We start from the raw sequence: 24,753 nt of genomic DNA, 5'->3' as shown, positions 1-24,753 counted from the left end.
GTCGGGCGCCGCCCTCCCCGCCCCCGCGGCGTGGCGGCTGCGCCCGTTCGCCCTCGCCGACGTGTCCCTCGGGTCCGGCGTCTTCGCCGACAAGCGCGCGCTGATGCTCGACTACGCGCGCGGTTACGACGTCAACCGGCTGCTCCAGGTGTTCCGGGCCAACGCGGGGCTTTCCACGCTCGGGGCCGTCGCGCCCGGCGGTTGGGAGGGCCTGGACGGCGAGGCGAACGGCAACCTGCGCGGGCACTACAGCGGCCACTTCCTGTCGATGCTGAGCCAGGCGTACGCGAGCACCGGCGAGCAGACCTTCGCCGACAGGATCTCGACGATGGTCGGTGCGCTCGTGGAGTGCCGGGAGGCGCTCAACCGCCCACCGTCGGTAGGGAGCGTCCCGGGGCGGTTCGGGACGGCGGTCGAGAGCCAGCGCGGCTCCTACCAGTTCCTTCAGCTGCCCCCGACGGTTCTGGGGGCGGCGGCGCAACTGACCTTCGCCGCCTGGGTGAAGCCGAGCCACGACGCCGCCTGGGCGCGGATCTTCGACTTCGGCAACGACACCACGCGGTACATGTACCTGGCGGCGCGGAACCAGAACCGCATGCCCCGGTTCGCGATCACGACCGGGGGCGCCGGCCGGGAGCAGGGCATCAACGGCAACGTCGCCCTGCCGGTCGGCGAGTGGAGTCACGTCGCGCTCACCCTGACCGGCACCGTCGGCACGCTCTACGTCAACGGCGCGGTCTTCGGGCGCAACACCGCGATGACGCTGGGCCCCGCCCAGCTCGGGCAGCTCAGGAACTACTGGCTCGGCCGGTCGCTCTACCCCGACCCGGTCTACGCCGGCGCGTTCGACGAGGTCAACCTCTGGTCCCGCGCCCTCACCGACGCCGAGGTGGCCGCGCTGTCGACGCAGCCCGCCTCCGCCTCGCCCGCCGGTCGGGGCGACCTGGCCTCGTACGACCTGGACGAGACCGACGGGCAGGTGCTGCAGGACTCCTCGGGACGCGGCCAACACGCCGGCTGGCTGCGCACCTGGGGCGGCCCGAGCCACCCGGGCTTCCTGGCGGCGTACCCGGAGACGCAGTTCATCACCCTGGAGACCATGACGGCGTCCAACTACACCGTCGTCTGGGCGCCCTACTACACCGCGCACAAGATCCTGCGCGGACTGCTCGACGCACACCTGGCCACCGGCGACCCGCGGGCGCTCGACCTGGCCGAGGGCATGTGCGACTGGATGTACTCGCGGCTGTCGAAACTGCCCGCCACGACCCTGCAAGGGATGTGGGGCATCTTCTCCAGCGGCGAGTACGGCGGGATCGTCGAGGCGATCTGCGACCTGCACGCGCTCACCGGCAAGGCCGAGCACGTCGCGCTGGCCAAGCTCTTCGACCTCAACCGGCTCATCGACAGCTGCGCCGGTGCGCAGGACATCCTCGACGGGCTGCACGCGAACCAGCACATCCCGATCCTCACCGGGCTGGTGCGGCTGCACGACGAGACCGGCGAGGACCGTTACCTGGCCGCCGCCAAGGGCTTCTGGAACATGGTGGTCCCGGCCCGGATGTACGCCATCGGCGGCACGAGCACCGGCGAGTTCTGGCGGGCGAGCGGCCGCATCGCGGGCACGATCAGCGAGACCAACGCCGAGACCTGCTGCGCGCACAACATGCTCAAGCTGAGCCGGGTGCTCTTCTTCCACGAACAGAACCCGAAGTACATGGAGTACTACGAGCGGGCGCTGTTCAACCAGGTGCTGGGGTCGAAGCAGGACAAGGCCGACGCCGAGAAGCCACTCGCCACGTACTTCATCGGGCTCACGCCCGGCCACGTCCGCGACTACACCCCGAAGCAGGGCACGACCTGCTGCGAAGGCACGGGGATGGAGAGCGCGACCAAGTACCAGGACTCGGTCTTCTTCGCCGCCGCGGACGGGTCGGCGCTCTACCTCAACCTCTTCGTCGCCAGCACTCTCCGCTGGGCCGCCAAGGGTGTGACGGTGGAGCAGTCCACCGCCTTCCCGGTGGAGCAGGGCACCCGGCTGACGATCCGCGGCAACGCCACCTTCGACCTCATGGTGCGGGTGCCGTCGTGGGTCGGCCCAGGGTTCGCGGTAGCGGTCAACGGCAAGGCACTCAAGGTGGACGCCGTGCCGGGGACGTACCTGCGCATCGCCCGGTCGTGGCGCAGCGGTGACATGGTGACGCTGTCGCTGCCCTTCACCCTGCGTACGGAGGCCGCCCTCGACGATCGGTCGCTCCAGTCGCTCTTCTACGGCCCGGTCAACCTCGTGACCCGCGACGCCAGCCGCTCGTACCTGTCGCTCGGGCTGTACCGCAACGCCGCGCTCTCGGGTGACCTGTTGCCGAGCCTCGAGCCGGTCGAGGGCAGGCCGCTGCACTTCACCCTCGACGGCCGCGAGGTCGCGCCGTTCCATGAGGGCACGGAGGACCCGACCCATGTGTACTTCCGGCGCGCCGAGCCCACCGTGGTGCTGGGAGGGCGGGAAACCGGCGTGGCGAACCCGGTACGCGCCAACGGTGTCTCGCTGCTGGACGAGCTGTGGTCGGCCGCGCCCTACCGCAACAAGACCGAACTCCTCAAGGCGTTGGAGAGCCTGACCAGCTCCTGGGTGCGGGACGGCCTGTTGACGGCCGACGAAAGGAGCACGATCCTCGCCACCGCCCGGGCGCGTCGTTCGTCGACTGACCGCCCGGCCCGGCACGAGCCGGGCCGGGCTGACCGGGGACCCTCCGCTCGTCGATCGGCGCGGTGAGCGCGTTCCGTCCGGGCCCGAGATCGACCGGCTCCGTGTCCCCCGGTACGAGCGCTCGCTCGGAGGAGGACGAACTGCAGCAGGTAGACCTGTGCTGCGGAGCAGGTCGTGACGCAGCAGAACGGCCACACTGCGAGCGAGCCGTAGCGGGCTCGGGCAGCGCCCTGATGGCGCTGCCCGAGCCTCCCGGAGCCGCCGTTCGCCTTCACGTGACAGGGCTGCTGCCGGCTGTGTGCTTGCGGACCGCCGGCGACAATTCGTGCGGAACCATCACCGGCGGCCCGGGTCACCGGTCCAGGGCCCGATCCACCGCCACGGCTACCGCCGGATCGTCACGACGGACAGCGAGTTCGCCGGGACCTGGTAGCTGAACTGCCCGTCCGAGCCGCGCAGGTCGACGATGCGGGGGATGACCCTGGTCGGGTCGGCGAGCGTGTTGCTCGCTTCGGGACCCGGGTCACTGAGTACCTGCACTCGTGCCGTGCTGGCCCGGCTGCCGGCGAAGTCGAGCCGTACGCTCTGCGGACTGTTGCCGGTGTTGACGATCTTGGTGTGGACCTCGCCCGTCGCGGTCTGAATCGTGCTGGAGCAGAACAGGCCCGTGCCGTCGGACGTGACCGGCAGCACCTGGTCGCCGACATTGCGAGCGAACATCTGCTGCACGTAGTACGACGCCCCCCCGTAGGACGTCAGCGGATCGAAGCCGATCATGTTGAAGCCCCACTGCGTCTGCCCCACGAAGGAGAACAGCGGCGCGTAGGAGGCCATCGTGACGATGTCGGAGTTGCGCTCCAGGCCGGTCATGAAGGCAGCTTCGCCCAGCGAGTAGCCGAGCGGGCCGGTCGAGATGTCCTGGGAGTTGCCCCGACGCGCGGCGTACTCACCGACGAAGATGTTGGGGCCGTTGCGGTCGTAGGTGTCGTAGCGGTGCGCCTGAACCGCCAACGACGTCGGCGAGCTGTAGAGGTGCTCGTCGAGGACCTCCATCGGTCGGCTGGTGACGGCCGTCGTGGCGATGGTGGTGATCTGCGGGTACGCCGCCTTGATGGCGTCGTGGAACCTCGCGTAGCGGTAGGCGTTGTAGCTGCTCGATCCGCCGCGGGCATTGTCCTCGTTGCCGATCTCGATCAGCGGGGTGGCGAACGGTTCAGGATGTCCGTCGGCGGCCCGCCGTGCTCTCCAGGGCGACGTCACCGGGCCGATCACGTACTCGATCAGGTCGAGCGCGTCCTCAACGTACGGGCCGAGGTCCGCCTCGGGAACGATCTCGCGCCCGTTGCCGATCCGCTGTCGGTCGATGCTGAACCCGGCGAAAACCCCGATCACCGGCGTCGCGTCCAGGTCCTCGGCGAGCCGCAGGTACTCGTAGAGGCCGAGGCCATCGTCTGACCAGTAGGACCAGGATGCGTTGTAATGCCCGGGCCGCGTCCAGATCGGTCCGATCGACTTCTTCCAGTCGAAGCGCGTGCCCCACGGATCGCTCGGGTCGTAGAGGCCCTGGACGTAGTTGCCGCCGGGGAAGCGAAGGAACCGCGGGTTCAGCGCCTTGAGCTTCTCCACCATGTCGGGCCGCAGCCCGTTGGGTTCGTCGTTGTAGGTCGGTGGGAACAGCGACACCACCTGGAGCCACACGGATGTGCCGGGGGCTACCTCGGACGGCTTGCCGCCCTGCTGGTCGATGCCGATGACAAACCGGTTGTTGGTCGACGGCTTCCCGCCGGGCGGTACCCGCAGGGTGGCGGTGAACCGCTGCCACGTCGAGGTCAGCCCGCTCACGCGGGCGGTCGAATGCACCCGCCGTCCGCCGGCATCCTCGATGCTGACGGTGAGCGGCCCGGTGAACCCGTTGCTGGCCTTGGCGAAGAACGACGCCTGATACGTGCGCCCCGGCACCACCGGGAGGCCGAAGTACCCGCCGTTGGCGATGCCGACGCGCTGCCCGGACTCAACGGAGTTCACCCGCAGCCGCAGCGAGCGGGTCAGCACCGCGTTGAGCGCCTGTTCGCCGTCCAGCGATGCCGTCGCCGATCCGCCGCGATCCTGCACGATCGCCCACCACGCCGGAGCCGTGGCACTCTCCATGAAGGCCCGGTTGCGGATCAGTTCGGCATACATGCCGCCCACGCCAGCGTGGTTGATCTCCTCGAAGAACAGGCCGTACAGCGTCGGACTGACGGCGTGAGCGGGGCTCAACGTGTCGACGGTCAGCGTCTGGGGGTCGGTCGCCGCCGCGTCGGCTGCTGTGGCTGCGCTATCGGCAATCCGGCAGCTGCAACGACGCCGCCGCCCAGGCGCAGCACATCTCGTCGGGACAGTTCCTTTCTCACGAGCTCGCCTCCTCTGGGGGAATAATTCACAAGCCAGGTGAGCGTTAACTTGCGCGCAAGTGAGCGTTAACATATCAGCGCTGGTAAAGACGTCAACCCTCCTGCCTGCTGCGGCACCCCGAGTGCAGATAATCCACATCGGCAGGTTATGTCCGGCGGTGTTAACGTTCACCCTCGTCAGTGGGCCGCCGCGCGAGGAGGCCCTGCGGCGTCTCTCCTCCTCTAACTCGACCCCGGCGCCGACCGGCACCCGGGCGTCCTGCTGGTCGGTTTCGCCGGCGACGTCGTCGCCGGTCTCCTGCTCGGCCTGGAGCTCGCGCCGGGCCTCCTTGATCCGGTTCCGGCCCCACCACTCGCTCCGCTTGAAGCGGTCGCCGAGCGCCTTGCCGGTCAGCGGCTCCCCGGCCGCCGCGGAATCCCGCCACGCCTTCCGCGCCGCCGCGTTCTCGTCGGCACCGTCCGGCGGCGCCGGGTCCGGGTCCGGCGGCACCACCACGTCCATCCGCGGCAACGGCACAGGCTCAGGCTCCGGCTCCGCCACGGCGGCCGGCGGCACCGGCTCGGGCTGGGTAGCAGGTCGCCTAAGATCATCCAACGCAACGGGGGCAGCTCCCTTGCTGGCGAGGAGCAGCAGACCCACGCCCCCAAGCGCAACTACAAGTGCGGGTCCGACGCCAAGAACGCGCCGCTCGCGTCCTGCCAGCCCCATTTGTCCACCTTTGGCGCGTCAGGCGATGGGGATCAAGGTTGCCATGGGCTACCAGCTCGACCACGCACAGGACTTCCGTGTTCACGATTGGATCAAGGCATGGCGCGCCCTGAACCGTGAGCTCAACAGGATCAAGGAGCTGGCCTTCGGCCCCCTGGTCGAGCCCACCCCGCTCATCGACATGACCCAGAACTCGTTCACGCGCCGGCCTTTCAGCCGGAGACAGATCAACTGGAGGGCGAAAACCAAATTGCGGGTGGCGCCCGGGGTTGCGTCCCGCTGGTTGGTGTAGAAGCTGACCTGCTTCGGCGTGCCTCGGGCATAGAGGTGGGTCATCGCGTGAGTCTCTGTGTGAACGACCAAGAACACGCAGAGGACGGAGTACGCGATGACCCTGGACCAGTCTGCCTTGTTGGAGGTGCTGGATGCACTCAAGGCAGCGGATGTGAATGATCGTGTCCGGCAGGCGGCCGAGACGATCTATCAGGCGTTGATCGAGGCGGAGTTGACCGCGGTGATCGGCGCCGCCCCCCATCAGCGCAGCGAGACGCGGGTGGCGCAACGCAACGGCCACCAGACTCGCATCCTGACCACCACCGCCGGCGACCTCGACTTGCGGATCCCGAAGCTGCGCACCGGATCGTTCTTCCCCAGCCTGCTCGAGCGGCGCCGGCGGGTGGACCAGGCGCTGTTCGCAGTGGTGATGGAGGCCTACCTGCACGGCGTGTCCACGCGCAAGGTCGACGACCTGGTCAAAGCCCTCGGCGCCGATACGGGGATCTCCAAGTCCGAGGTGTCCCGCATCTGCGCCGACCTCGACGAGGAAGTGGGTGCCTTCCGCGACCGGTCCCTGGCCACGACGGCGTTCCCGTATGTGTTCCTCGACGCGACCTACTGCAAGGCGAGGGTCAACCGGCGAGTCGTCTCCCAAGCGATCGTGGTCGCCACCGGAGTCCGCGCCGACGGCTGGCGGGAAGTACTCGGCTTCGCCGTCGGTGACAGCGAGGACGGCGCGTTCTGGACCGCCTTCCTACGCTCACTCAAGGCCCGCGGCCTGGGCGGGGTGCAGCTGGTCATCTCCGACGCCCACACCGGCCTCAAACAAGCCATCGCCGCGGTGTTGCTCGGCGCGGCCTGGCAGCGATGTCGCGTGCATTTCCTGCGCAACGTCCTGGCCCAGGTGCCCAAGGGCAACGCAGAGATGGCCGCCGCCGCGATCTGAGCTTCCCCCGGTTTCCCGGACACCTGAGCTGAGGCGACACTGGTCGCCGAGGGAGGAGTTCGGATGCCCGCACCACACCCGCCGGAGTTTCGTCAGCGCGCGGTCGAGTTGGCTCGGCTGCGGGACAAGCCGATCCGGGAGATCGCCAAGGATCTGGGGATTTCGGAGTCGTGTCTGCGTAACTGGCTGGCCCAGGCTGACACCGACGACGGTAGGCGCGAGGGCCTGACCAGCGACGAGCGTAAAGAGTTGGCGGCGCTGCGCAAGGAGAAGCGGCGCTTGGAGGTGGAGAACGAGATCCTGCGCCGGGCCGCGGCGTATTTCGCGCGGGAGAACGTCCTCCCAAAATGATGTACCCGGTCGTCGCCGATCTCGCCGCCGGCGGGATCGCGGTGGCGGTGGCGTGCCGGGTCCTCGGGGTGTCGACGTCGGGCTACTACGACTGGCGCGGCCGGCCCGTGTCGCGGCGACAGGCGGCCGATCAGGCGCTCGGTGAGCTGATCCACGAGGTAAATCAGATGTCGCGGGGCACCTACGGATCCCCCGCGGGTGCACGCCGAGCTGCGGCTGGCCGCGGGGGTGCGGTGCGGCCGTAAACGGGTGGAGCGGCTCATGCGGCATGCCGGTCTGCAGGGCGTGTATCGGCGCCGCCGCAAGGGCTGCACGGTGCGGGACCCGCACGCGTCGCCGTCGGCGGATTTGGTCAACCGGCGGTTCGTCGCCGAGCGGCCGGACGCGTTGTGGGTCACCGACATCACCCAGCACCGCACCAGCCAGGGCTGGGTGTACTGCGCGGTCGTGCTGGACGTGTTCGCCCGCCGAGTCGTGGGCTGGTCGATCGCCGACCACCTGCGCTCCGAACTGGTCATCGACGCCCTGGACATGGCCCGCTGGCGACGGCACCCCGCCGAGGGGCAGACCGTGGTCCATTCCGAGCTTTGCCGGTGTCCTCGTCGCGCAGAACCGGGATCAGCTTCCGGGGTGTCTTCGGCTGCCGAACCCGTTCCATCGGCGAGCGGTCGATGGCCTGCTCGTCGACGAGCAGCCACTTGAAGAACTGCTGCAGCCCCTTGTGTTTGTTCAGCGCGGTCGACGCCGACCTGGTGTCGATCATCCAGGCCTGGAACGCCTCCACGTGCGCCCGGGTCACCGCGCACGGGTCGTCAGCCGCACCGTCGGCGTCCGGATCCGGGGAAGACTCCCCCAGATACCGACCCAACTGAGGGGCAGCAAGGAGGTAGCTGTAACGGGTGGTCTGCGGGTAGTTCCCGCCCGCAGCGACCGGTCCCAGTCACGCAGGAACCCGGCCCAGGTTTGGGACAGTCCGACGGTGAGCTTCTGAAGATCCAGCAGTGGCATGACAACCTGCCCGACTCAAGGAGTCCAACAGCGGCGTGCTAGACCAGGCATCCATACCAAGCAATGAAAAGAGGGGCTCCCGCAAGTCGCTGAGCTGCGGAAACCCCTTTGCTGTCGGGACGGCCGGATTCGAACCGACGACCCCTTGACCCCCAGGACGTGGGGTCAAGCGTTACTGCACGTCACGCGCGTTTCGAGTTGTCGTAGACCATTCAAGGGCTCGCAGTCAGTGCACCCGCGCTGATGGCGTGTGGTCCCCGCGTGGTCCCCATGCGTCACGCTGCCGCGTTTGCCGGCCCGGCGACGGCCCAGACGGCCCAGAGACGGCCCCCGTCGATTCTCCTCCGGCGCTGAGCGAAGCCGGTCCGCTGCGCGCCGATCACCGCAGGCGTCCGCTCGGCTGTTGCTCTTAAGATGATCAGTGGCCGGTCGCATGGCCGGCCGGGCATCGGCGGGGGTGTGGCGTGGGCCGGCGATCACGTATCGAGTGGCACGACAACGGCGCGCTCGTCTGGGACCTGGCGGCTGACGCTGATCGTGTCGAGCGTCGGACTGCTGCTGCTCGGCGTCACGGCGGTCCTCTGGGCGGCCCGTACCCCGGCCGAGGCCGCCGCTGGAGACGACGGATTCATGTTCCCGGCGATGTTCGGTGCCGTCGCGCTTTTTGTAGCGGTGTCTGGACGAATCACCACAGCCAGCGCCCTGCGCCATGCGGACTTGCGCCTGCCGCAGGTCCCCCACCAGCTCGGGGTGGCACCCCGCATCGGGAGGCAGCGGCGCTCGCTACGACGTCGCAGCGGCATTGCCTACCTGTACATGGCGGTCACCGCTGGCGGACTTGCCGGCGCCGCGCTGGTGAACTGGGGTGAGCAGCCCCGCCTTGGCGGCCTGCTCGAACTGGCGCTCGCCGCCAGCGGCGGTGCCGGCTGCTACCTGGCCGGGCCGGCCGCCCGGTTCGTCGTCACACCGGAATATCTCCGGATCGAGACGGCGCTGCGGCGCATATCGGTACCCCGGCACCTGCTCGGCGAGTTCTCCCGGCGCGGCGTGGAGCTACCCGCCAGGCGAAGCTGCCCCGAAGGGGCCACTGATGTTGGGCGAAGTCCCAAGATCAGCGTAGGTTTCTGGCTTGTCGAAGGTCAGGAACCGAAGATCGGAACACGGCGTGCGTTTGACCAGGGTATTTCATCGGCCGGTGGGGTTCGATCGGGCGGTCGTCGAGGACGTGTGCCTCGATGAGGACGCCGACGGTGAGGTCCTCGTCGTTGCGGCCGGCCACGTAAGGGCGTCATGCGCCGGTGCGGGCGCTGCTCGGATGAGGGGCAACAGCGCTCTGGGCGCGGTCGGCGTCAGCGTGATCAGTCGGCGGAGGGCGGGACGCGGAACGAAGCGGGATTGACGGGACGGCTCTGCTTCGGCAGGCCGGCGACGACGAGGAGGTACGACTCGGTCACGAGATTGTCGACAAGCGCGGGCTCGACGTCCGCACCCGCCCGCACCGTGATCCAGTGCTTCTTGTTCATGTGGTAGCCGGGCGAGATGCTCGCGTGAGCTGCGCGGAGCGCCTCCGCGTCGGATGGATCCGCTTTCAGGATCACGACGGGCTCGCCGGGCATGGACGTCTGCAGCATGAACACCTTGCCGCCGACCTTCCATACCTCCCAGTCGCCGGTGAACTGGTGTGTGTGCTCGGAGCCGGGAAGCTCGGCGGCGCGGGCCGCGGCTCGATCCTGCACTGCCTTATCAATCTGCATCTTGACCTCCTCGAAGTCCTTAGGGGGTCGATTGCCCGGCGTCCGTCGAGGTGGTGCGGACGCCGGGTAACCGAGTCGAAGTGAACGGGGCCGGCACCGCGGTCCGATGTCCGCCCCGTCCGTCACATGTGCGTGAAGATCTTCTCCGCGTCGAACCGCGAGACCGGCTGGCGGGAGACCCGAGCCTCGTCGGGGTAGCCGAGCACCAGAAGCAGCGTGGTCGTGTAGTCGGTGTCGGTCAGGTCGAAGGCCGCGTCCACGGTCGTGCGGTCGAAGCCCTCCATCGGCGTCGCGTCCACCCCGAGGGATGCCGCGGCCATCATCGTGGCGCCGACGACGAGGTAGGTGTTCTTCTCAAGCCAGTGGAGCACGTCCCCGCCATAGTTCTTTGTCTGGATCTCCACGAAGTTGGAGGCGCCCGCCTCCCATCCCTTCTGGATCTCCGGGTCGGCGAAGCGCCCGTCGGCGCGCTCCTTCTCGAAGATCTCCTGCAGGTGCGTGTCGGGGATGTCCTTGCGCGTCGTGAAGACGATGGCGTGCGACGCGTTGCGCACCTTCTCCGCGTTGTCCGCGAAGCGGCCGACCAGTGCGTCCGCGAGCTTGTCCTTGCCATCCTGCGTCTCCAGCACGTGGAAACGGTTCGGCTGGATGTTGATCGTCGTCGGCGAGGTGCGCAGGTAACGCAGCAGCTGCTGGAACGTCTCCTCCGGGATCCTCTTGCTCGGGTCGAAGTAGCGGGTGAGGTGCTTCGTGATCAGCTTGTCGAGATTCAACATCGTGCTTTCTTTTCGTTTGAACGGCGGGTGGAGAGGAAAGTCAGGCCGACTGGTGGTCGGCGCCGGGGACGTCGACGACGGCGTCGCTGACGTTGTTGAGGTAGTTCGTGAGCAGGGTGACGACCACGATCGCGACGATCGCCTGGATCTCCGGGTCGATATACCCGACCTCGCGGATCGCTGCGAGGTCCTCGTCGCTGACCTGGCCACGCGTCTCGATCACGTGCTGCGCGAACTTCGCGACGGCGGCGCGCTTCGGGTCGCTGGACGTGCCCGTGCGGGCGAGCTCAATCTCCTCCGCCGACATACCGCCGAGGTTCGACGAGATGAAACCGTGGAGTGCCTGGCAGTAGTGGCAGCCGTTCGACTGAGAGACCGCGAGGGCGATCGTGTGGCGCGTCTTCGCGTCCAGGAGCGTCGCGATGCTGCCCTGCAGGCCCATCACGATCTCGAGCACGGTCGGGTTCGCGGCGAGCGTGGTGAACATGCTGGGCGCGAAGCCGAACTGCTTCGCGATGGCGTCGAGGGCGCCCTGCGTCTTCGCGTCCATGTCGGCGCGCGCGGGAGCGGTCAGGCGGGACATGGTGATGAACCTCCGGGTGACGTTACTGGACGATTTCGTCCACTCGCTTGAGTGAACACCATCGAAAATGGGTCTTCAAGCCCAGTTTGTGTTACGTTGATTACATGCAGGTGAACAACGGGGCGGATGCAGCCCAGAAGCTCACTCCCAAAGGGCCAGGCCACGCGCGAGCGAATACTGGAGCACGCGGCCGCCGCGTGACGTTACTGGACGATTTCGTCCACTTGCTTGAGTGAACACCATCGAAAGTGGGTTCTCAAGCCCAGTTTGTGTTACGTTGATTACATGCAGGTGAACAACGGGGCGGATGCAGCCCAGAAGCTCACTCCCAAGGGCCAGGCCACGCGCGAGCGAATACTGGAGCACGCGGCGGCGTTGATCTACGGCAAAGGGGTCCACGCAACCAACAACGACCTCGTCCGCCGCGCCGCAGGCGTGAGTGGATCGCAGCTGAGTCACTACTTCCCCACCAAGGAGAGCCTCGTCCTGGCGGTCATCGACTGGCAGGCCGACAGCGTCCTCGGCTTCCATCGCAGCGAACGGTTTGCCAGCTTCGACACCGTCGAGGCGTTCCAGGACTGGACGGACTTCTACGTCCTCTCGGGGCGTCCGTTCGAGGCCGGCTGCAGCCTCGGCTCGCTCGCGAGCGAGATCGTCAAGACCGATCTCGACGTGCACGACCGGCTCGCGGAGGTGTTCGCGCAGTGGCGCGAGATCTTCCGCGTCGGGCTCGATCGCATGCGGCAACTCGGCCGCATCGACGCGTCCGCCGACCCCGCGCGGCTCGCCGACATGTTCCTCGCGGCGTATCAAGGCGGCATGCTCCTCGCTCAGGTCGCCCGGGACATCGGCCCCCTGCAGGACGCGCTCTCTGCGGCGGTTGACCATCTGCGGACGTTCGTGACGTCTGACGACCAGCACATGGGCTGACGCGGCGCATCCGAGCCTCGGGTGTCGGAGCGCGGAAGAAGGTCTGGCGAGCTGGTAAGACGACCACGTCGGGCGACGCGAAAGGGCGTCCGCTCTGACCAGCTCGTCACCACCCAGGTCTTCGGACCGTGCCCGGATGGACGAGCCGTCGCACAGCGTCCGCCCCGAATCTCTTGATCTCCGCAGCGCCGGCCGTGAAATCGACAGCCAAAGCGTCGTCCGCCGGGTCGTAGGTCAGCAGCTCCAACCCGAGCGGGAGTTCCTCGCCGACGCGGCCCTCTCGTCCTGAGCCAGCCGCCTGAAACGCGCCGAGGCGCGACCCGGTCGGCACCGGGCCGCGCCTCGGTGGAGGTACGGCGGATCGGGACGGTCAGCCGGCGCGGTACGCCCGGATGATTGTCTGCTCGATGCCGCTGCCGCCGTCGGCGGTGGCCTTCACCCGCAACGAGACCGCCTGCCCGCCCGTCACGGTCGGCAGCGCGGCGTGGTAGCCGTCCCGGTCCCGGTCGACCGTGGTCGGCTGCCAGGTCACGCCGTCGTCGGTCGAGGTCCAGACCTGGAACGTCGTCACCCGCTGGGCCGGCGCCCCCTGGGCCTGCCGGACCGTGAACGTGGCCGGACCACCGGTGGGATGGTTCGCCGCTTCCAGTGGCAGGGCGTAGTCGACCGACAGGAGCGGCAGGGCGCTGCGCGCCGTGCCGGCCGGTCCGGCCGACCGGAAGGTCCACGCGGTGTTGACGTGGGTCGAGAACGGCAGGATCCGGCTGGTGTCGACGTCGAAGGTGAGCCGGTAGTCCGCCGCCTTCGCCGGCACGCTGAAGTCGGTCCGGGCGGCGTTGCGCTCGTCGACGAGCTGGCCGTCCCGGTGCAGCGCCAGCGTTCGCGTGGCTGATCGCCAAGAGCGACCCCGACCACGACCGCATCTGCGCGGCGATCCGCGACCAGGTCGCCGCCCTGCCCGACGGATCCGTCGTGCTCGCCGAGGATGAGACCCACCTCGACCTGCTCGCCCGGATCCGGTCCTGCTGATGCCCACCGGCCTGCGCCATCGGGTGATAACCCCGGGCTCCAACATCCGCCGTACCATCCACGGCGCGGCCAACCTGGCCACCGGCGCCTGGCACTACCACGTATCGATACGCAACGTGTCGATGGTGTTCTGCTACTTCCTCAACCAACTGTTGGCCGCCCATCCCGACGCCCTGATCGTGGCGGCGATCCGCGGCAACGGCACCACCCACCACAGCGGCATCACGCGCAGACGGCTGGCCGAACACCCCCGACTCCTCCTTATCGAGCCCGTGCGGGCGCGTCGATCGACCGGGCTCGGACCGGTTTTGGGCCGCCCTTGAGCGCCCGGACCTGCGAGCTGTCGATCACCGCGCTCCACCAGATCAGCCGGTCGGGCGCCCGGCAGCTCGGCCAGCAGCAGTTCGTGCAGCCGCTGCCACACCCTGGCCCGGTTCCATTCCTCTAGGCGCCGCCAGCAGGTCATCCCTGACCCGAACCCCAGTTCCTGGGGCAGGAACTCCCAGGGAATCCCGGTGTGCAGCACGAACAGGATCCCGCACAACGCCTTGCGGTCATCCAGCCGTTTACGGCCGGAATACCGGTACCGGCGCTGATGGGGCGGGCAGGAGCGGTTCGATGCGCTGCCACAGCCCGTCCGGCAGAATCCACGGCGGCTGTTGGCCCTTCCTCATGACCGAGCCGACTACCCCGCGACCGCCTGCCAGCCTCATTGCGTTAGGGGTTCTCAGTCGAAGCGCAGGCTGCCCGTCCGTTCCCGCTTCAGCTCGAAGAAGCCCGGGTGTGCCGAGAGGGTCCGCACTGCGTCGAAGAGCCGCGCCGCCTCCTCGCCCCGCGGGATGCTGTTCATCACCGGGCCGAAGAAGGCCGTTCCGTCGATGTGCATCGTGGGCGTGCCCACATAACCGCCCCCCGCAGGATCCTTGCCCGCGTCGTGGCTGCGCTGGAGGGCGGCGTCGTACTCGGCCGAACGCGCTGCCTCCGCGAGGCTCGCGGGGAGCCCGAGCTCGGCCAGGGACTCGACAGCGACCGCGTCGAAGTCCTCCATTCCTTTATCGTGAATGCGGGTGCCGAAGGCGGTGTAGAGGCCGCGGAGTACGTCCTCGGAGTGGTGCTCGGCCGCGGCCGTGGCGACGCGGACCAGGCCGCGGGAGCGATCGACAAGATCGCGATACCAGCCGGGCAGCTCGTTGCCCTCGTTGTGCAGATACAGGCTCATGACGTGAAACCGGACGTCAAGGTCACGCAGCGGCTCCACCTCGAGGATCCACCGCGAGGTGATCCAGGAGAAAGGGCAGGCGGGGTCGAAGTAGAAGTCGACTCGGGTCTGCGGCGTGGGTGCTTCACCTGTCATGGCAGCGATGTTACGCACGGATTGGAATGCTTAAGGTCCAATACCATGACGAAATCCTGGTCCACTTCGGCAGCCCTGGGCGTGGATCTCCATCTGGACCCGGCCCCCGGCGAGCGGCCGCCGGTCCGGGCTCGAACAGGCACTCCGGGATGCCATCCGCACCGGGCGGCTCGCCCCGCACACCCGGATGCCCGCCACCCGCAAGCTGGACGCCGAACTCGGCCTGTCCCGGGGGACGGTGCAGGTGAGGTTCCCCCGGTAGGTCGGAGGCTTTCGATCCTGATCTGATAGAGCGGAAGGGAGTCCTCCGAGGTCGCCCAGAAGAAGTACCCCGACGAGCTGCCCTGTCTGTCAAACTGCCCCCATCCCCCGGACAGGTGCCAAGGACTGCGGCGCCCGGCCGCGGTCAAGGGTGGCCGCAGGCCGTCGGCGTGCCGACGCGCAGCGCCCTTGACGCCGACCGGGTGGCGTAGAGGATCGGGCACCCGGGGGAAGGGGCACGCCTGGTCCTCGTCGTCATCGAACCGCGGACAGCGCTGGCGCGACTCGGGGGCAAGTAGCTCTGCTGCGCGGCAGCGATCGCCCTGCTCTCGACAAAGAGCAGCCCCGACGGCGATCGTCCCGCCTCAGCCCTTCATTCCCTTGGTGCTCCGCCAGCGTGGCCGGCCGGCACGGCCGATGCCGGCCGAAGGTCGCCAGCAGGCCAGGGCCGGGTCGGCGCGGCCCGCTTTGCGGGTCGCCTTAAATGCCTCATTCGGCAGTGCGAACGGCCGCGGTGGCGTCCTCTGTGGACCGATGTGCGACACGCGTCCACCAACTGATCTGCGACACCTCAACGCGCTGATCGCGGCACGACCCAGCGCTCGGCCTGGCGACGCCTCGCCACGGAACGTGACGCCCGGTCGGCCTCGCCGCCGCCCTGGCCGACGCCGTCGTGCCGGAAGTCTTCTCCCGGCAGTCGCAGTTCGCGGGTCGCCTATCACAGACCTCTGGCCCCCGAGGGAAGAGCTGGGTTCCGGCAATCGGCATCCGTCATCCGTGGTTACCTGACATCGGGTCGCGCCCCACTTCACGAGCTGTTAACAGAAGTCCACTATCTGGGGGGGATTCAGTTGGCCAAACCATCATTCACCCGCCTCGCGGGGGCCACCATGCTGGCCGCCGTGATCAGTCTGGGCTTTGCCGCACCAGCGTCGGCTGGGGGTGGCACGACGATCAACATCGATCCGGCGGACACCGGCACGACGGCGGCCGCGTTCGGCACTCACGTGTGCGACCCGAACCTCGGTGGTGGCCCGTTCCAGGCCGAGGACGTTTGGGTCTTCGCCCTGCCGGCTGCGGCGCAGCAGGGCAGCTTCATCTCACTGACCATCGAGTTCGCCACGGAGGGTGGCCCCGTCACGGAGATCATCACGACCACGCCCGCCGCTGACCGTGCGATCGTCGGCGACAGGGCGTGGATCAGGACGCCAGCCGGCCTGTCGTCGACCGGCGAGCTGGTGAATCCGTTCGCCCTCACCAACGCCACGGCGTTGATCACCGGCACCGACGGAACATTCGACCTGGCGCAGACCTGCCCGGCGACCTGAGCTGGTCCATCCGTACGCAGGGGTGCTGCCCCGGCAGAGCCGGGTCTGCCGGGGCCCATGACTGGATCTGCCGCTGACCGGCACCCGAGCGAGAGTTCGGGTGCCGGCCAGGGACTGCCGTCAGGTCAATTCCTACCTCACCATCTCGCCCGACATCCGCAGGTCAGGCCGAGGGCATTCCTGGCTAACGATCTCGTGCGCAATGGGACGGTCGGTGGTGTCCATTCAACGTAGGTGATGATCTCCGGGTCGATCCGGTGGGCGCGTCGCGTGTTCATTCATCCCGCGCTCACCTGAATCTCCCGCCGTCATCTGCACCTGCTACGAACCGAACTGCGTGTGGTACCGCTGGCCGAGCGAGACGGCCTGCTGTATGCCCGTCGGGGTGGCCACCGGCGGCGGGCGGCTGGAACCGGGCGGCGTTGACGCTGCGGGTGACGCAACAGTCTGGATCATCGACGGCGCAGCCCTGCTCGGATATCCGCTTGTCGGCACCTCCGAACTTGTCGCACCTGTACGCGCATGGGGCGACGGATACCGGTAGTGACGGACGCGCCAGCGCCGCCGCGCGTTGCCTGCGGCAGATGCGGATGCCTTACCAGAGGCGTGCCAGAACCCGCGTCGGAATGGCCGTGAATGGCCGCTGAGGCTTGTAGAGCCGCCGAGGCCGTGCGGGCGGCGACCTATACGGCGCGCCGAGGCCGGCGAGCGGGCATGGGGTGTCGGGCGGTCAGCTGATCGTGATGGGCTGGCTTTCGGTGATCGGGCTGGCGAGGCCGGACGTGTTGACGGCTTGCACGCCGTAGATGTGGGTACCGGTGCCCGGGTTGCTGTCGACGTAGGTGTGTTGCGCGGGTGGGGTTCGTCCGACCGGTAGCCATTGGCCGTCCGGGTTGGCGCGCCGTAGGCATTGGTAATATGCGAGGTCTTCGCCGGTGGCCGGCCAGGTTAGACGGATCGTGGCGGCGTCGGTGACGGCCGTCAGCTGTGATGGCGCGAGTGGCGCGATTCGTGCCGCCTCCTGCGATGTGATACCGGCAGCGTTGGATGGCAGCGGTGGGGTCGCTGTGGGAGATTCCGAACCTGTGGCCGTGGCGGTGTTCGGCGGTGGCGGCGGTGTGCCGGTTGATGCGCACGCGGTCGCGGCGACGAGTACGGCGGCTACCAGGAGCAGTTGGCGGGTCATGTCGGCTGCCTCTTCGGTGTCCTGGCAGGGGCACCGTGTGGGCCCCTGCCAGGACGGGTTGGTCTACTTGAATTTGAAGTCGGCGGAGTGTTGGGTGCCGTCGTTGAAGGTCACGGTCAGGTGGTGGCAGGTGCCCGCCCACGACTTGGTGGTCTTCCACACGTAGGTGTACTGATCAGTGGCCGGGTCGTAGGTCAGTGTGGCATTCCCGGGGCTGACGGTCTGCTCGATGTCGTCAAGCGGGGCGCCGGAGTCGCAGGCCACCGGCTGAGAGGCGGGTGAGCCGGCGGCGAAGATGTCCAGGCCCTGGTCGCCGCCGAGGCTGAACTTGACCGGGATTGCGCTGCCGGCCTTCGCGAGGTTGGCAGTGGGCGGGTTGTCGACCGGGGAGAAGAAGCCGGTGAAGGTGTACCGCGACGTCGGCGGGCTCTTCTGCTCCTCCTCCGGTGTCATGGTCTCGTTGTTGTCGGTGATCATGGGCAGGTCCGGGGTGACCCCGGCCAGGCCGATCGCGCCGCCCTTGAGCTTCAGGTTGGCCCAGTCGTTGTAGCCGTTGAGCGTCCCGTTGGCGCCGTCATGGTTAATGTCGAACGACACGCCGGTCTCGGTGGAATTGCCGTTGCAGTTCCAGTCAATGGCACCGCCAGCGTTGTTGACCGCGACGTAGGCCCCCGGGGCGGGGGTCGGGCACCAGTGTCGGGTCCCGTAGCCGGCCGCCCCAATCCCCGCGGGCTCGTTCAGGCTGCTCTCGTTCAGGCTGCCCAGGGCGGAACGGGAGTAGTCGAAGGTGCCAGCGGCCCCACCCTTGATGACGCCGCTCATCTGGAAGCCGTAGCTCATGATGCTCAGGTAGTTCGGCTTGTAGTTGGTGTCGTCACCACCACCGTGGTGAAGCGAGAGGTTGTGGCCCAACTCGTGCATGAGCGTGCCGGCCTGCTCGCTGTCGCTGCCGGTACCTGCGGTGAACGAGCCGAGGCTGACGATCAGGTCGGAGGCGCCGATGCCCCGGGAGATGCCCGACGAGGTGGTCGAGTCGTAGTTGTGGGCGGCGACCACGTAGTGGAAGATCGGCGTACGCCCGGTCGGCGTGAAGTTGGCGTCCTTGAGCGTCTGGAATGCGCTCCAGTCGTAGCCGCCCCCGCCGGAGGTGCCCAGGTTGGCGACGTAGGCGAGCTGGTTGGCTTTGCTCATCGACCCCCACGTCGCGTTGGTCGCGTAGTTCATGATGCTCGACGAGCCCTCGTCGATGTGCAGGTTGATGCCCACTGATCCGGTCGGGCTGACGTACGGCGAGGCCGCGAACGCGTCGACGACCTTCTTGAGCGCGGCGGCGCTCAGCTTCTGGTTGTGGGTGGCGTCGGCCATCCAGTCGATCTGCAGGAAGATGTCCGGCTTGTTCTTGTCCGCGCCCATCGCTGGCAGGTCGGTGAACTGCGGCGCGAGTGGGCCGGCACCGTCTGGGTCGATGGTGATCCCGCTCGTCTCCCACTCGTCGAGCAGCCCGTCGCCGTCGCTGTCCACCCCGCCGCCGGTGGCGCAGGAGCCGGGCGGGATCTCGAACGCGATGGCCCGGCGCGGCTCGTATGCCTCCATCGACCACATCACCGTCTTCGGCGAGAACGTGACGCTGTCACATTCCAGGTCCTCGTCGCGTACCCCGCCGGCGCCGGTGGCGAAGTCGAAGGCGGGCGCGTGGGTGCTGCGCTGCACGACCCAGACGTGGTTGCAGCCGTCGGAGCCTTGGAACAGCAGCTGACCGCCGATGGCCAGGCCGCTGTTGTAGCAGCCGCTGCCGGACCAGCCGAAGCTGCCCAGGCTGGCGCCGGCGGTGGAGTAGTGGAAGATGGTCGTGGACGTGTCCGGGCTGATGAGCAGGCTGTCGTCCTGCGCGTCGTACGCCAGCCCGTCATCGAGCCCCTCGATGGCGCCGGCATCGGGCGCGTTGAACACCACCGCGCCGGTACCGGTCGCCGGGTCGATCAGCCGCACGTCGCCGTCGGCGCCCGCGCCGCCCCAGCCGGCCCAGATCTTTTTGCGATTGCCGTCCCAGGCCAGCGCGCCCAGCCCGCCCGCGACGGTGTAGGAGGCGAGCACCGCCCCGGTGATCGGATCCGCTTTGTACAGGTCCGGGCTGGACGCGTAGCAGCTGTACCACAGGTTCTTGCCGTCGAACGCGATGCCGACGCCGATGCCGCTGGAGCACGGCTGCGCGAAATTGGTCTGTTGAACCAAGTCCCCGTTCGCGGCGAACGCCGGTGATGGCCGAGCGGCCACCCCCAAGGCGAGCACCACGATGGCAGCTACCGTTGCGTGGAGCCATCGACGCCTGAATCTTCGTTGCATGCCACACCCCTTCCTTCACGTTCTGTGCTGACGAATTCGGCAACCGGTAATGAGCCGCCGCCGGCCATCACCCTTCGCTGGTGGGGCCATCACGGAGAATCACTGAGACCGTGATCCGACACTGGAACAAGCCAAAGGTCGCGGCTCACCCTCCACTGGTCCACGGCATTGCGATGAACCACCGTCGAAGGCACCCAGCCGTCGCCGGACACGGGCTGCCAGCATGTTGCGAACGCACATGCAGCCAGCGGCGGGACAGTTCGCCCGGGGCGGATCTACCGCCGCAGCCAGCCAAAATATCGGGCGCTTTCCCGCGGCCCAGGCCCCATGTGAGATCGCTCAAAGTGCTGCAGAGGGCAGGATTCGCGATCATAGACACGGAGATCTCGTTCGCCAACGGGCGGAATGCGGAGATCGAGGAAACGATCCTGCGCCTCGACGAGCCCGCTAAGACCGCGCCCTCCGATGTGTCGGGCGGAGAGTGGCAGACTTACTGATCTCGGCAGTTCAGGATGCCCGCTCGACTCAGAGGCTAGCTACCGAGCGTGATCGCCTCGGTCGGCGAGCACGCGCGGGTCGCGGCATGAGCGTGCAGCTATCAGCGTCGCCTCATAGCGCTGATCGGCGCACTCGTCAGACCTCGGTGGCGGCGGGTGGGATGCTCCACCGCAGTACGGCCTTGCTCGCCACGTGCTCCAGAGTCAGCGGGTACACCTGTCCAAACGACCTGCCTGCTCTGAATCGCTGAAGTTCACTCGGCGCCCAGCCGACACAAAGGACCGGGCAGCCGGCCACCTCGATCACTCCGGCGCCGAGGGGATCCTGCCAGCCCGCTCGCCATCCGAGATGGTGATGGCTGTGTAGGTCGACGGATGCCATATGCGCGAAATGACCCTGCGCGACCGCCCACCGGTTGATCGCCGCCGCCCTCTCGTGCGCGACTTCGACGGGTAAATCCAACCAGCCGTGCACGCGGTTGGCGTGGAACGCCGGAATAGGTTGCGCACCGAAGTGCGCCCAGGCCTCCTCATCGCCTTTGCCCCAGATTCGCAGGTCAGCTAACCCGTCAACAGTGCGTGCCGCCGGCAGGAAGCCAACCCATGAGTCAAGCGCAACCGCGTCACCGATGACCATCCCGGACGGGTCCACGGGCAGATCACCCAGCACCACCGGTTCCGCTTTGGCTGAAACCGCCGACCACGGCAGGTTCAGGTCGACGTCGAGCGTGGCTATGGTGTCGATTGCCTCGTACGTACCGGGCCGGGTCCGCGCAGACACCGTCAACGCTCCGGGTCCGGCCGGCACGGCGACCGCCTCGGCGAGCCAGTCCTGCAGGTGGGCGCCGCCCGTATCCGCCGCCCGCATCGCACGAACCGACAACGGCTCCCCAAGGTCGGCCCACTGATCGAGAAACCCGCCGCAGGCCAGCACGACAGTCCGCGACGGCGCCACCACCCGACCCAGTGCCACGGTCATCGACGCGGAATCGTCACTGCTGTTCATCGCTGCCGATCATCACACCCCATGGGCTTCTGGGGCATCCGCTCTCGGCAATACAGGATGTCCGCAGACGGACCGCCGCGAGCGCGCGACCAGCGGCAGATGTGGACGTCCAAGGGTCATATGTGGAGGATGTGGGCGACTAGTCACCGAACAATGTCCCGCGCATACTGCTTAGAGCCTGGTAAATAAGGGGTTCGGGGTGTCGGCGGATCGCGCAAGAGATTGATGATCGCGCTCGTTGCCGGCGTGGCGGCGTGACATGGTGAAGGGCCTTCGGTACGAGCAAAGGCGACTAAACCAGCACGACCGAAGGCCCAACCCTGTCTGTATACCTTGTCGCCGGCGTCGCCGCACCTACCACCCCGGCCACCGTTGACGATCACCTGCGCACCGCCCGGCCGCGGCACTATCCGTCCGACACCTCGGATGCCGAATGGCAGGTCCTGGCTCCGCACGTCCCGGCCGGGACCGGACGCGGACGGCCGATCACCTACCCCCGCCGCGACATCGTGGACGCGATCCGCTACCTCGACCGCACCGGCTGCCAGTGGAACGCGCTGCCCGCCGACTTCCCGCACCACAAGCTCGTCTACCACTACTTCACGACCTGGACCCGCGACGGAACCCTGAACCGCATGCACAACAGCCTGCGGGAACAGGTCCGCGAACAGGTCGAGGGTCGTAACCGGCAACCGACGGCTGCGCTGGTCGACTCCCAGTCGATACGGGGCGCGGAGACCGTCGGCCGGCCAGGGCGTGGCTTCGACGCGGGGAAGAAGGTCAACGGCCGGAAACGGCACATCGCCGTCGACACCTGCGGACTACTGCTCGCGATCCTGGTCACCGGCGCGAACGTGCAGGACCGCGACGCCGCCCGGCCGCTGCTGTGGGCGCTACGCGCCTGCTTTCCCACCATCGGCCTGACCTGGGCCGACAGCGGCTACGCCGGCCGGCTCGTCGGCTGGGCCGCCGCCCACCTCACCCTGACCGTGCAGATCGTCGCGAAGCTCGCCGGGCAGACCACGTTCGTCGTCCTGCACCGCAGATGGGCGGTCGAGCGCACGTTCTCCTGGATCAACCGGTGCCGACGCACGGTCCGAGACTACGAACGGCTACCCGACCACCACGCCGCGATGGTCCAATGGGCCATGATCATCGTCATGACCCGCCGCCTCGCCCGCCACCAACACACCTGAAACCCTTATTTACCAGGCTCTTAGGGACGTACAGCATGGGATTGCGGTCCCGTCCGCCGTACTCCAGCAGCAGGACCGAGACCGTCGGGTTCGCCGTAAGCCTGTTCGCCAGCACCGCGCCAGCAGCTCCGGCCCCGACGACGATGTAGTCAAACGCATCCTCAACCATGAGAGACGCTCCCTCGCGCGCTATTCGGCCCCACCGATCTGGTGCAGAGTCCGTTTCTCCCCGAGTATATCGGGACTCAGTCCCAAAACAAGGTGGCCGAGGCTCAGCTTCCGATCTGTTCCAGCCACGCTTGGAGAGGGTCGAGCGTCACATGCAGCTCCCGCTCGATCTCGTCCAGAACCGTCTCGGTGCGCATATCCCGTTCGGCCCTTCGGCGCATCATTGACCGAATCAGCGCTTGAGTTGCCCCGCCCAACATGGCGGCGGCGAGCTCGCCGCGCACTCCGGAAAGCCGCTTGGCGGCAAAGTCGGCCACCACGGCCGCCCACCGAGACCAGCGCACCGACTCCAGCTCCTGGAGGGCCTGCTCCTCTTGCGCGACGAATCTGCGGAGCCAGACGCCACGGGGGTCACCGCTCTCGCGCATCGCCTGCATGACTCCGCGAATGATCGCCGTCGTCAGCGGCTCGGCGAGCGGGCGCTCGGCAAGGCTGGCCGTCAGATGCTTGAGATGGTCGTCGAACGGCAGCCAGAGGATGTCGGCCTTTGTCCGAAAGTAGCGGAAGAAGGTGGATCGACCGATTCCGGCGGCGGCTGCAATGTCATCGACCGTGGTCTGCTCGAAGCCGTGCGCCAAGAAGAGCTCGACTGCGGCCGCTTCCACTTCTTGGCGCGACGACACCGGGGGCCGACCCGGTGGGCGTTTAGATGCCACGAGCTTCTCCTACGTCAAGCGGCAACCGCGGGTTCTGATCGCAATGTCGCTTGGTCAGTGTGCAAGGTCGCCGATGACGATACGACCAGCGCGCGCGGGTACGACGATCTACCTGATCTCCCTCAGTGAGGTGATCTCAACAAGGATGGTCGTCTGACCTGTACGACACGCGCGAATCCGTCCTTGCCGGACGGTGCTGGAAGAGGACGTGGGGCCCTCGGTAGGCAGTTCTCACCACAAGATCAGCCCAGCAAGTGAGGACCCCACGTGATCGCCTATCGTGCCATGCTCGACGTACCCAGGGAACTCGTCCAGCACGTGGCACGGCTGTTGCGAGCCGAGCGTCGGACAGTGGGCACCCGATCGGGCACGCGAGCCCTGACTTGCTTCTACCAGGCGCTTCTGGTGTTGGTGTGGTTCCGCAAGGGCGAGGACAAGACCACCCTCGGGGCGGGCTTCGGGGTGTCGCGGGCGACCGCCTACCGGTACGTCGCCGAGGCCGTGCGGGTCCTGGCGGCGCAGACACCCACCCTGCACGACGCCCTCACCCGGGTCGCTGCCGACGGCTGGTCGCACGTGATCCTGGACGGGAAGCTGTTCGACACCGACCGCCTCGCCGAGACCACCGTGAGCGTGAAAGGCGACACGATCGACGCGTGGTACTCCGGGAAACACCGCGACTTCGGCGCGAACATTCAGGCCGTGATGCGCCCCGACGGGCTACCGATCTGGACCTCCGAGGCGATGCCCGGACATCTGCACGACCTGACCTGCGCCCAACGGCTGGACGTCACCGGCGCCCTCTACTGGGCGGCCTCCGAACTACACCTGCCGACTCAGGCCGACTCAGGCTACGAAGGCGCCGGCCAGGGCATCCACACTCCGTACAAGCAGCCGGCTGACGGGCGCCGCCTCGCCGTCGACAACCGCGCCTACAACGCTGCCCTTCGATCGATGCGGTGCCTCGGAGAACGCGGCTTCGCGATCCTGACCGGCCGTTGGCGCACCCTGCGCCACACCACCGCCAGCCCACGAAAAACCGGCGACGTCGTCCGCGCCGCGCTCCATCTCACCCACTTCGAATACCGATACCTAACCAAATCTTGTTGAGATCACTTCAGTGATTGAATAGTCCGTTAGCAAGGCGGCGAAGCCGCGTCCTGAGATTGGCCACCTCCCGATCCAGGCCTTGCTGAGGCAGAGCGAACGGCGTTTGCTCGACAGAATAGGTGCCCC

The 24,753-nt window shown here is 67.8% G+C and carries 21 protein-coding genes and 4 pseudogenes; 13 read left to right on the top strand and 12 right to left on the bottom strand.

Annotated features, from left to right (window positions below; all coding sequences use genetic code 11):
• Positions 1 to 2,773, top strand: a 2,773-nt coding sequence (locus DKT69_RS16760; protein WP_201749702.1) for a beta-L-arabinofuranosidase domain-containing protein, incomplete at its 5' end; no start/stop codon positions are given.
• Between the two features lie 318 nt (positions 2,774 to 3,091).
• Here the strand turns inward: DKT69_RS16760 and DKT69_RS41415 are convergent.
• Positions 3,092 to 5,602, bottom strand: a complete 2,511-nt coding sequence (locus DKT69_RS41415) for an alpha-L-arabinofuranosidase family protein (RefSeq protein WP_161557863.1) — start codon at positions 5,600 to 5,602, stop codon at positions 3,092 to 3,094.
• Between the two features lie 232 nt (positions 5,603 to 5,834).
• Here DKT69_RS41415 and DKT69_RS16745 point away from each other — a divergent pair, with 232 nt between their 5' ends.
• From DKT69_RS16745 to DKT69_RS16725, 4 genes and pseudogenes are all read left to right on the top strand, one after another.
• Complete coding sequence (locus DKT69_RS16745) at positions 5,835 to 6,101, top strand: hypothetical protein (RefSeq protein ID WP_146231114.1); 267 nt, start codon at positions 5,835 to 5,837, stop codon at positions 6,099 to 6,101.
• Positions 6,102 to 6,197: 96 nt separating this feature from the next.
• A pseudogene (locus DKT69_RS16740) lies at positions 6,198 to 7,028 on the top strand (IS256 family transposase); the annotation flags it as partial.
• A 66-nt stretch (positions 7,029 to 7,094) separates the two neighbouring features.
• The gene (locus DKT69_RS16735) at positions 7,095 to 7,382 is read left to right on the top strand and encodes a transposase (RefSeq protein WP_109802466.1); all 288 of its coding nucleotides are present in this window, start codon (positions 7,095 to 7,097) and stop codon (positions 7,380 to 7,382) included.
• A gap of 198 nt (positions 7,383 to 7,580) precedes the next feature.
• A complete protein-coding gene (locus tag DKT69_RS16725) occupies positions 7,581 to 8,084 on the top strand; it encodes a DDE-type integrase/transposase/recombinase (protein ID WP_109802464.1) in 504 nt (167 codons plus the stop codon).
• A gap of 34 nt (positions 8,085 to 8,118) precedes the next feature.
• On the opposite strand, the pseudogene DKT69_RS39870 reads toward DKT69_RS16725, so the two are convergent.
• Positions 8,119 to 8,250 (bottom strand): annotated as a pseudogene (locus tag DKT69_RS39870) (integrase); the annotation flags it as partial.
• A 554-nt stretch (positions 8,251 to 8,804) separates the two neighbouring features.
• On the opposite strand from DKT69_RS39870, the gene DKT69_RS37790 reads away from it, so the two are divergent.
• Complete coding sequence (locus tag DKT69_RS37790) at positions 8,805 to 9,629, top strand: hypothetical protein (protein ID WP_146231113.1); 825 nt, start codon at positions 8,805 to 8,807, stop codon at positions 9,627 to 9,629.
• Positions 9,630 to 9,748: 119 nt separating this feature from the next.
• On the opposite strand, the gene DKT69_RS16715 is transcribed toward DKT69_RS37790, so the two are convergent.
• The 3 genes from DKT69_RS16715 to DKT69_RS16705 form a co-directional block, all read right to left on the bottom strand.
• Positions 9,749 to 10,144, bottom strand: coding sequence for an MmcQ/YjbR family DNA-binding protein (locus tag DKT69_RS16715; RefSeq protein ID WP_109802463.1), 396 nt, complete (start codon positions 10,142 to 10,144; stop codon positions 9,749 to 9,751).
• A gap of 122 nt (positions 10,145 to 10,266) precedes the next feature.
• Complete coding sequence (locus DKT69_RS16710; RefSeq protein ID WP_236647967.1) at positions 10,267 to 10,920, bottom strand: nitroreductase family protein; 654 nt, start codon at positions 10,918 to 10,920, stop codon at positions 10,267 to 10,269.
• Positions 10,921 to 10,960: 40 nt separating this feature from the next.
• Complete coding sequence (locus DKT69_RS16705) at positions 10,961 to 11,503, bottom strand: carboxymuconolactone decarboxylase family protein (RefSeq protein ID WP_109802462.1); 543 nt, start codon at positions 11,501 to 11,503, stop codon at positions 10,961 to 10,963.
• Positions 11,504 to 11,788: 285 nt separating this feature from the next.
• Here DKT69_RS16705 and DKT69_RS16700 point away from each other — a divergent pair, with 285 nt between their 5' ends.
• Complete coding sequence (locus DKT69_RS16700; protein ID WP_109802461.1) at positions 11,789 to 12,433, top strand: TetR/AcrR family transcriptional regulator; 645 nt, start codon at positions 11,789 to 11,791, stop codon at positions 12,431 to 12,433.
• Positions 12,434 to 12,569: 136 nt separating this feature from the next.
• Complete coding sequence (locus DKT69_RS38360) at positions 12,570 to 12,722, top strand: hypothetical protein (RefSeq protein WP_161557862.1); 153 nt, start codon at positions 12,570 to 12,572, stop codon at positions 12,720 to 12,722.
• A gap of 81 nt (positions 12,723 to 12,803) precedes the next feature.
• Here DKT69_RS38360 and DKT69_RS16690 read toward each other — a convergent pair whose 3' ends face one another.
• On the bottom strand, positions 12,804 to 13,247 hold the full coding sequence (locus DKT69_RS16690) for a hypothetical protein (protein WP_109802459.1): 444 nt from the start codon (positions 13,245 to 13,247) through the stop codon (positions 12,804 to 12,806).
• A gap of 74 nt (positions 13,248 to 13,321) precedes the next feature.
• Between DKT69_RS16690 and DKT69_RS39865 the strand changes: the two are divergent.
• Positions 13,322 to 13,740 (top strand): annotated as a pseudogene (locus tag DKT69_RS39865) (transposase); the annotation flags it as partial.
• A gap of 103 nt (positions 13,741 to 13,843) precedes the next feature.
• Here DKT69_RS39865 and DKT69_RS39860 read toward each other — a convergent pair.
• Positions 13,844 to 14,136, bottom strand: a pseudogene (locus DKT69_RS39860) (transposase); the annotation flags it as partial.
• A gap of 53 nt (positions 14,137 to 14,189) precedes the next feature.
• Positions 14,190 to 14,816: a mycothiol-dependent nitroreductase Rv2466c family protein gene (locus DKT69_RS16680; RefSeq protein ID WP_109802472.1), complete on the bottom strand. Its 627-nt coding sequence runs from the start codon at positions 14,814 to 14,816 to the stop codon at positions 14,190 to 14,192.
• Positions 14,817 to 14,901: 85 nt separating this feature from the next.
• On the opposite strand from DKT69_RS16680, the gene DKT69_RS41095 reads away from it, so the two are divergent.
• A complete protein-coding gene (locus tag DKT69_RS41095) occupies positions 14,902 to 15,078 on the top strand; it encodes a GntR family transcriptional regulator (protein WP_368666255.1) in 177 nt (58 codons plus the stop codon).
• 889 nt (positions 15,079 to 15,967) lie between these two features.
• A complete protein-coding gene (locus DKT69_RS16670) occupies positions 15,968 to 16,405 on the top strand; it encodes a hypothetical protein (protein WP_146231112.1) in 438 nt (145 codons plus the stop codon).
• Positions 16,406 to 17,135: 730 nt separating this feature from the next.
• On the opposite strand, the gene DKT69_RS37785 is transcribed toward DKT69_RS16670, so the two are convergent.
• The 3 genes from DKT69_RS37785 to DKT69_RS39025 form a co-directional block, all read right to left on the bottom strand.
• On the bottom strand, positions 17,136 to 17,591 hold the full coding sequence (locus DKT69_RS37785; protein WP_146231111.1) for a hypothetical protein: 456 nt from the start codon (positions 17,589 to 17,591) through the stop codon (positions 17,136 to 17,138).
• Positions 17,592 to 17,654: 63 nt separating this feature from the next.
• On the bottom strand, positions 17,655 to 19,823 hold the full coding sequence (locus tag DKT69_RS16665) for a PxKF domain-containing protein (RefSeq protein ID WP_146231110.1): 2,169 nt from the start codon (positions 19,821 to 19,823) through the stop codon (positions 17,655 to 17,657).
• Between the two features lie 744 nt (positions 19,824 to 20,567).
• The gene (locus tag DKT69_RS39025; RefSeq protein WP_201749701.1) at positions 20,568 to 21,437 is read right to left on the bottom strand and encodes a hypothetical protein; all 870 of its coding nucleotides are present in this window, start codon (positions 21,435 to 21,437) and stop codon (positions 20,568 to 20,570) included.
• 320 nt (positions 21,438 to 21,757) lie between these two features.
• Here DKT69_RS39025 and DKT69_RS16655 point away from each other — a divergent pair, with 320 nt between their 5' ends.
• Positions 21,758 to 22,633, top strand: coding sequence for an IS5 family transposase (locus DKT69_RS16655; RefSeq protein ID WP_201749703.1), 876 nt, complete (start codon positions 21,758 to 21,760; stop codon positions 22,631 to 22,633).
• A 272-nt stretch (positions 22,634 to 22,905) separates the two neighbouring features.
• Here the strand turns inward: DKT69_RS16655 and DKT69_RS16645 are convergent, their stop codons facing one another.
• Positions 22,906 to 23,484 (bottom strand): TetR family transcriptional regulator, encoded by a 579-nt coding sequence (locus DKT69_RS16645; RefSeq protein WP_161557861.1) that lies wholly within the window; start codon positions 23,482 to 23,484, stop codon positions 22,906 to 22,908.
• Positions 23,485 to 23,784: 300 nt separating this feature from the next.
• Between DKT69_RS16645 and DKT69_RS16640 the strand changes: the two genes are divergently transcribed.
• Positions 23,785 to 24,627, top strand: coding sequence for a transposase family protein (locus tag DKT69_RS16640; protein WP_236647966.1), 843 nt, complete (start codon positions 23,785 to 23,787; stop codon positions 24,625 to 24,627).
• Positions 24,628 to 24,753: the final 126 nt, after the last annotated feature.

This window comes from Micromonospora sicca (assembly GCF_003172935.1).
Lineage (GTDB): Bacteria > Actinomycetota > Actinomycetes > Mycobacteriales > Micromonosporaceae > Micromonospora > Micromonospora sicca.
This window is presented reverse-complemented; position numbering and strand designations above follow the sequence as displayed.

Excerpts from the sequence above, each read along its gene's own strand:
- DKT69_RS41415 (WP_161557863.1), bottom strand. The coding sequence starts at position 5,602 with ATGGACGTGGTGGTGCCGCCGGACCCGGACCCGGCGCCGCCGGACGGT.
- DKT69_RS16745 (WP_146231114.1), top strand. The coding sequence starts at position 5,835 with ATGGGGATCAAGGTTGCCATGGGCTACCAGCTCGACCACGCACAGGAC.
- DKT69_RS16735 (WP_109802466.1), top strand. The coding sequence starts at position 7,095 with ATGCCCGCACCACACCCGCCGGAGTTTCGTCAGCGCGCGGTCGAGTTG.
- DKT69_RS37790 (WP_146231113.1), top strand. The coding sequence starts at position 8,805 with ATGATCAGTGGCCGGTCGCATGGCCGGCCGGGCATCGGCGGGGGTGTG.
- DKT69_RS16715 (WP_109802463.1), bottom strand. The coding sequence starts at position 10,144 with ATGCAGATTGATAAGGCAGTGCAGGATCGAGCCGCGGCCCGCGCCGCC.
- DKT69_RS16710 (WP_236647967.1), bottom strand. The coding sequence starts at position 10,920 with ATGTTGAATCTCGACAAGCTGATCACGAAGCACCTCACCCGCTACTTC.
- DKT69_RS16705 (WP_109802462.1), bottom strand. The coding sequence starts at position 11,503 with ATGTCCCGCCTGACCGCTCCCGCGCGCGCCGACATGGACGCGAAGACG.
- DKT69_RS16700 (WP_109802461.1), top strand. The coding sequence starts at position 11,789 with ATGCAGGTGAACAACGGGGCGGATGCAGCCCAGAAGCTCACTCCCAAG.
- DKT69_RS38360 (WP_161557862.1), top strand. The coding sequence starts at position 12,570 with ATGGACGAGCCGTCGCACAGCGTCCGCCCCGAATCTCTTGATCTCCGC.
- DKT69_RS16680 (WP_109802472.1), bottom strand. The coding sequence starts at position 14,816 with ATGACAGGTGAAGCACCCACGCCGCAGACCCGAGTCGACTTCTACTTC.
- DKT69_RS16670 (WP_146231112.1), top strand. The coding sequence starts at position 15,968 with ATGCTGGCCGCCGTGATCAGTCTGGGCTTTGCCGCACCAGCGTCGGCT.
- DKT69_RS37785 (WP_146231111.1), bottom strand. The coding sequence starts at position 17,591 with ATGACCCGCCAACTGCTCCTGGTAGCCGCCGTACTCGTCGCCGCGACC.
- DKT69_RS39025 (WP_201749701.1), bottom strand. The coding sequence starts at position 21,437 with ATGAACAGCAGTGACGATTCCGCGTCGATGACCGTGGCACTGGGTCGG.